The 5,779-nt window shown below is 67.2% G+C and carries 5 protein-coding genes; all 5 read left to right on the plus strand.

All coding sequences use genetic code 11. The features are described from left to right. Positions 1 to 57 precede the first annotated feature (57 nt). The 5 genes from prfB to K8V84_RS15430 all read left to right on the plus strand — a co-directional run bounded on the left by prfB (position 58) and on the right by K8V84_RS15430 (position 5,769). Positions 58 to 1,170: a peptide chain release factor 2 gene (gene prfB, locus K8V84_RS15410; RefSeq protein WP_304075433.1), complete on the plus strand. Its 1,113-nt coding sequence runs from the start codon at positions 58 to 60 to the stop codon at positions 1,168 to 1,170. A gap of 373 nt (positions 1,171 to 1,543) precedes the next feature. Next, on the plus strand, positions 1,544 to 2,233 hold the full coding sequence (gene ftsE, locus K8V84_RS15415; protein ID WP_304075436.1) for a cell division ATP-binding protein FtsE: 690 nt from the start codon (positions 1,544 to 1,546) through the stop codon (positions 2,231 to 2,233). Positions 2,234 to 2,321: 88 nt separating this feature from the next. Next, on the plus strand, positions 2,322 to 3,233 hold the full coding sequence (gene ftsX, locus K8V84_RS15420) for a permease-like cell division protein FtsX (protein ID WP_304075439.1): 912 nt from the start codon (positions 2,322 to 2,324) through the stop codon (positions 3,231 to 3,233). A gap of 79 nt (positions 3,234 to 3,312) precedes the next feature. Continuing rightward, positions 3,313 to 3,777, plus strand: coding sequence for an SsrA-binding protein SmpB (gene smpB, locus K8V84_RS15425; protein ID WP_067601371.1), 465 nt, complete (start codon positions 3,313 to 3,315; stop codon positions 3,775 to 3,777). 39 nt (positions 3,778 to 3,816) lie between these two features. Next, positions 3,817 to 5,769 (plus strand): penicillin-binding transpeptidase domain-containing protein, encoded by a 1,953-nt coding sequence (locus tag K8V84_RS15430; protein ID WP_304075445.1) that lies wholly within the window; start codon positions 3,817 to 3,819, stop codon positions 5,767 to 5,769. The last annotated feature ends 10 nt before the right edge of the window (positions 5,770 to 5,779 follow it).

Below are 5,779 nucleotides of genomic sequence, written 5' to 3' on the forward strand. Positions count from 1 at the left end.
GGGCCCCGCACCGTCCGGTGTGGGGCCCGCCCCCTCGTTGGGTCCTACACTGGGTGCGTGGCAGAACTGGACCCGGCAGAGAAGATCAAGGAACTCGCGGCGACCCTGGCGAGTGTGACCGCCGTGTTGGACCTGGAGGCGATGCAGACGCAGATCGCCGAACTGCGCGAGCAGTCCGCCGACCCCGAACTGTGGTCGGACCAGGACAACGCGCAGAAGGTGACGCGTCGACTCTCGACACTGGAGTCCATGGTCAACAAGGTCAACGGCATCGGGCAGCGCCTGGAGGACCTCGGAGTGCTCTACGAGCTCGCCGAGGCCGAGGACGACCCCGACACCCAGGCCGAGGCGGACCGCGAGCTAGAGCAGCTTCGTAAGGAGATCGGCGAGCTCGAGGTGCGTACGCTCCTCAACGGCCCGCACGACGAGAGCGAGGCCATCGTCACCATCAACTCCCAGGCGGGTGGTGTCGACGCGGCCGACTGGGCGCAGATGCTCCAGCGCATGTACCTGCGTTGGGCGGAGCGTCACGGTTACCCCACGGAGGTCTACGAGACCTCCTACGCGGAGGAGGCGGGCATCAAGTCCACCTCGTTCGCGGTCAAGACCGCCTTCGCATACGGCACGTTGCGCGGGGAGCACGGCACCCACCGACTGGTGCGGATCTCGCCCTTCGACAACCAGAACCGGCGCCAGACCTCGTTCGCGGGTGTGGACGTGGTGCCGATGGTGGAGAAGAGCGACCACATCGAGATCGACGAGTCCGAGCTGCGCGTGGACGTGTACCGTTCCAGCGGTCCCGGTGGTCAGGGCGTCAACACGACCGACTCGGCGGTGCGCATCACCCACCAGCCGACCGGCATCGTGGTCTCCTGTCAGAACGAGCGTTCCCAGCTCCAGAACAAGGCGACCGCGATGACGATGCTCCAGGCCAAGCTCCTGGCCCGCAAGCGCGAGGAGGAGCAGGCGGCCCTGGACGAGATCCGCGGTGACTCGGTGAGCAGCTGGGGTACCCAGATGCGCAACTACGTCCTGCACCCGTACCAGAGCGTCAAGGACGTGCGCACCGGTATGGAGACCGGTAACCCGTCGGCGGTGCTCGACGGTGAGATCGACGCCTTCATCGACTCGGAGATCCGCTGGATGCGCAACCAGGAGAAGCAGGAGTAGGGGCGACGCACGCCCCGAACGCCGGCCGGCGTACCTCCGCCACCAGCGCGGGGAGGCGCACGGTCGTGGATCGATCACCCCGGGTCACCGAGTTCGGCGGGCCCGGGGTGACGTGTCCCAAAGGTGATGACCACGACGCCGCGGTTTTACCGAAACTGCTATATGTGAACGTTATCATCGGTTGACACCTCCGATATGCTCGTGGCTGTTGTCCGATAGTGCGCTGATCTCCACAGATCGCTTGGGTGAGACGGGACCTGGACAATCCGGGCCCCTGTCCCCTCTAAACTGTCGGTGGCCATGCGGCCGGTACGATCCCGCGCGGAGCACTTCCGCCGGGTGCCCATACCTTCGAGAGCCTTGTGATGCGCCTGTGATCCACTTCGATAACGTCACCAAGCAGTACCCGACTCAGAAGCGCCCCGCGCTCGACGGTGTTTCCATCGACGTGGACAAGAGCGAGTTCGTCTTCCTGGTCGGACCTTCCGGCTCGGGTAAGTCGACCTTCCTGCGCTTGGTGCTGAAGGAAGAGAGGCCCGACAAGGGCCGCGTGCACGTCGCGGGTAAGGACCTGGCACGACTGTCCAACTGGAAGGTCCCGCACCTGCGTCGCCGTATCGGCTGTGTCTTCCAGGACTTCCGCCTGCTGCCGAACAAGAACGTCTTCGAGAACGTCGCCTTCGCCCTGGAGGTCATCGGTAAGCCACGGCGGTTCATCAAGAAGGTCGTGCCGGAGGTCGTCGAACTGGTCGGCCTCGAGGGCAAGGCCGGCCGCATGCCGGGCGAGCTCTCCGGTGGTGAGCAGCAGCGCGTGGCCATCGCCCGCGCGTTCGTCAACCGCCCGCAGATCCTGTTGGCCGACGAGCCCACCGGAAACATCGACCCCGCGACCTCCATCGGCATCATGAAGGTGCTGGACCGAATCAACCGCACGGGAACGACCGTCGTCATGGCGACGCACGACGCCGCCATCGTCGACTCCATGCGCAAGCGTGTGATCGAGCTTGAAGAGGGCTTGGTAGTGCGCGACCAGATGAGTGGCGTCTACGGCCAGGCGTACTGACCCCTGGTACGTTCGTCGCCGGGCCTCGGTCGGCGACCCCGAGACCACCGGCATGGCGAAGCCCCGAAGGATGGACCTTTAACAGATCATGCGAGCACAATTCGTTCTCTCCGAGACGTGGATCGGCCTGCGTCGCAACCTGACGATGACCATCGCCGTCATCACGACGGTGGCCATCTCTCTCACCTTGTTCGGTGCCGGTCTGCTGGTCAACCAGCAGGTCTCCGAGATGCGCAACTACTGGGACCAGCGGATCACGCTGACCATCTACATGTGCAACGACATCTCGCCGACCTCGGCGTGTCAGGAGAACGGCGCCGCGGGCGAGGGCGACCGCGAGGCCCTTGAGCAGCAGCTGGAGTCGCTCGATGAGGTCGAAAGCTTCCGGTACCTGACCGAGGCCGAGGCCTGGCAGGACTTCCAGGAGCGCATCGGTTCCTCCAACGAGGCCCTCGCCGAGGCCGCCCAGGAAGGTGACATCCCGGACAACTACCGGGTGCAGCTCACCGATCCGGACCACTACGACACGGTGCGCGCGGCCGTGGACGGGGCCGACGGCGTCGACTCCGTCTCCAACGACCAGCGCGTCCTGGAGCAGTTCTTCGGTCTGCTCGACGGTCTCAAGTGGGCCGCCCTGATGGTCGCGGGTGTGCAGCTGGCCGCCGCCGCGCTGCTCATCGGCAACACCATCCGGCTGTCGGCCTACAGCCGTCGTCGGGAGACCGGCATCATGCGTCTGGTCGGCGCGTCGAACTTCTACATCCAGCTGCCCTTCCTCCTCGAAGGCGCCATCGCCGGTTTCGTCGGCGGTCTGATCGCGTCCGGGTTCATCGTGGCCACCAGGTTCACGCTGCTCACCCGGATCGAGGATTGGTTCCAGTTCGATGTGGCCATGGGCACAACATCGCTGCTGTCCGTCATCGGCGTCTCGATGATCCTCGGTGTACTCCTGTGTACCGTGACCTCGTTCCTCACCCTGCGCCGCTACCTGAAGGTCTGATGGCACCACCGTCGGAAGGGACCGGCGGGCGCGGGACACCGGGGGGCCACTGGCCCCCCGGACTCATGAAGGGATAGCTGTGGCCAAGGAAACCGGGCACAAGATGATCGCCCAGAACCGTAGGGCGCGGCACGATTACCACATCGACGACACCTACGAGGCGGGCCTGGTCCTCACCGGGACCGAGGTCAAGTCCCTCAGAGAGGGACGGGCCTCGCTGGTGGACGGCTTCGCGCACATCCACGATGGTGAGGTGTGGCTCGAGGGTGTGCACATCCCGGAGTACTCCCAAGGGACATGGACCAACCACTCGGCCCGCAGATCACGTAAACTACTCCTGCACCGCGAGCAGATCTCCCGGCTGATCGGCAAGACCCGGGAGCCCGGTCGCACCCTGGTCCCGCTGTCCCTGTACTTCAGTGACGGTCGGGCCAAGGTCGAGATCGCCCTGGCGCGCGGTAAGCGTGAATACGACAAGCGCCACGCCCTCGCCGAACGTGAGGCCAAGCGCGACATGGAACGCGCGCTTCGCCGTCGGCGGTAGCGGATTTCTTCGTTGAGGCGCCTGAAAGGAACACACAAGGTGTCCCCCCGTCCCCTCGGCCGCAAGATCGCGGCCGCAAGCAGCGGCCTGGTCGTCGCCCTGACCCTCGCGGCGTGCACGACCCACCCCAGCCCGGAGGTGGCCGTCAGGTCCTTCCTGCTCTCCTGGCAGGACGGGAACCACGCCGACGCCGCAAGGTTCACCAACGGTGACCCTGCCGAGGTGGAGGCGGCGCTCGCCGACGTACACGACCAACTCGACCTGGCCTCGGTCCGGTTCAACCTGGGTGGCATCACCCAGGACGGTGACCGGGCCGTCGCGGAGTTCGAGGCCTCCGCCGACCTCGGCATCGGCGATCCGGTGTGGACCTACACCGGCAGCATGCCGTTGACGGACGGCCCCGAGGGCTGGCAGATCGACTGGTCGCCCGGCGTCATCCACCCCGAGCTCGAGGACGGCGAACGGCTCGCCGTCAGCTACGAGAGCGAGGATCGCGGCCAGATCCTGGACCGGGAGGGCGAACCCCTCGTCTCCTCCGACAGCGTCACGGCCTTCGGCGTCCTCCCCGCCGAGATGGACGACAAGGAGGCCGGGGTCACCGAACTCGCCGAGCTTCTCGACGAGGACCCCGATCCGCTGCTCAACCGGGTGCGCTCCGCCCCGCCCGAACAGTTCCAACCGCTGGTGCTGATGCGCGACAGCAGCGTCGACCGCACCCTGCTGGAAGAGGCGGGGAAGATCTCCGGGGTACAGACCGAGGAGGTCGAGATCAACCTGTCGCCGCGGGTGGCGCCGTTCCTCCTCGGCGATGTCGCGGGGACCGCCGAGCACCGGGTGTCCTCCCGTGTCGCCGGCGCCTACCAGGCCGGGGACACCGTAGGCCTGAGCGGCCTGCAGAACATCTTCCAGCACGAACTCGCCGGGACCGCCACCACGCAGGTGGTCACCCTCGGCGAGGACGGACGGCAGACCGCCGTCCTGGAATCGTGGGACGGTGTGCGCAGCAGCGGGGTACAGACCACCTTGGACCTCGAACTCCAAAACGCCGCGGAAGGCGCCCTGGAGAACCTGCCGGGCAACGGTTACCTCGTGGCCGTCGACACCGGCAGCGGAGACGTGCTCGCCGCCGCCAACGCCTCCGGCCAGGCCTCCGACGACGGCGCCTTCACCGGGAGCTATTCGCCCGGCGGAGCCTTCACCCTGGTGTCCTCCCTGGCGGCCCTGGACTCGGGAGCCGTCGCTCCGGGCAGCCCGATGCCCTGCGGCTACCAGTCCGACATCGGCGACCGGACCTTCACCAACCCCAGCAGCGGCTTCCTCGCCGGCGAACCGGACCTGAGCCGCAACCTGTCCTTCCTGTGCAACGTCGGCTTCGTCGACATCGCCTCGGAGGTGGGCGGCGACCAGATCACCGAGTCCGCGGCCGCCCTGGGTCTGGGCGCCGACTGGCAGCTGTCCCTGCCCGCCAACTCCGGGGTCGTCGACATCAACGACGACGAGGGCGACGTGGCCGCCGCCATGGTCGGCGAACACGGTGTCAAGGTGAGCCCGCTCGCCATGGCCCTGGCAGCCGGCGCGATCGCCGACGGCACCTGGAACTCCCCGACCCTGGTCCCCGAGGAGGGGCCGGCCCCGGCCGGAGCCGGTGAGCTGAACGAGGCCCACCTCGAGGTGATCCGCGAAGGCATGCGCGACGCCGTCGTCAACCGCTTCCCCGAGGTCGGTTCGGGTGAGGAACCCGTGTACGGACAGGCCGCCCGGGCCGAGCAGGACGACACCGCCCTGCACTGGTTCGTCGGTTACCGGGGCGACGTCGCCTTCGCCGTCCTCGCCGAGGTCGAACCGGAGATGACGATGTGGCAGCAGTACGCCGTCACCGCCGCCACGAGCTTCCTCGCGGGCGACGCCGTCGAGGGTCAGCAGCAGCCGCTGACCGATGATCAGCCGCTCGCCGAGGTCATGCCGGAGTCCGACGCCGGTCCGAACGAGTAGCGCGAAAAAA

The sequence above is a fragment of the Nocardiopsis listeri genome (assembly GCF_020741345.1).
Lineage (GTDB): Bacteria > Actinomycetota > Actinomycetes > Streptosporangiales > Streptosporangiaceae > Nocardiopsis > Nocardiopsis listeri_A.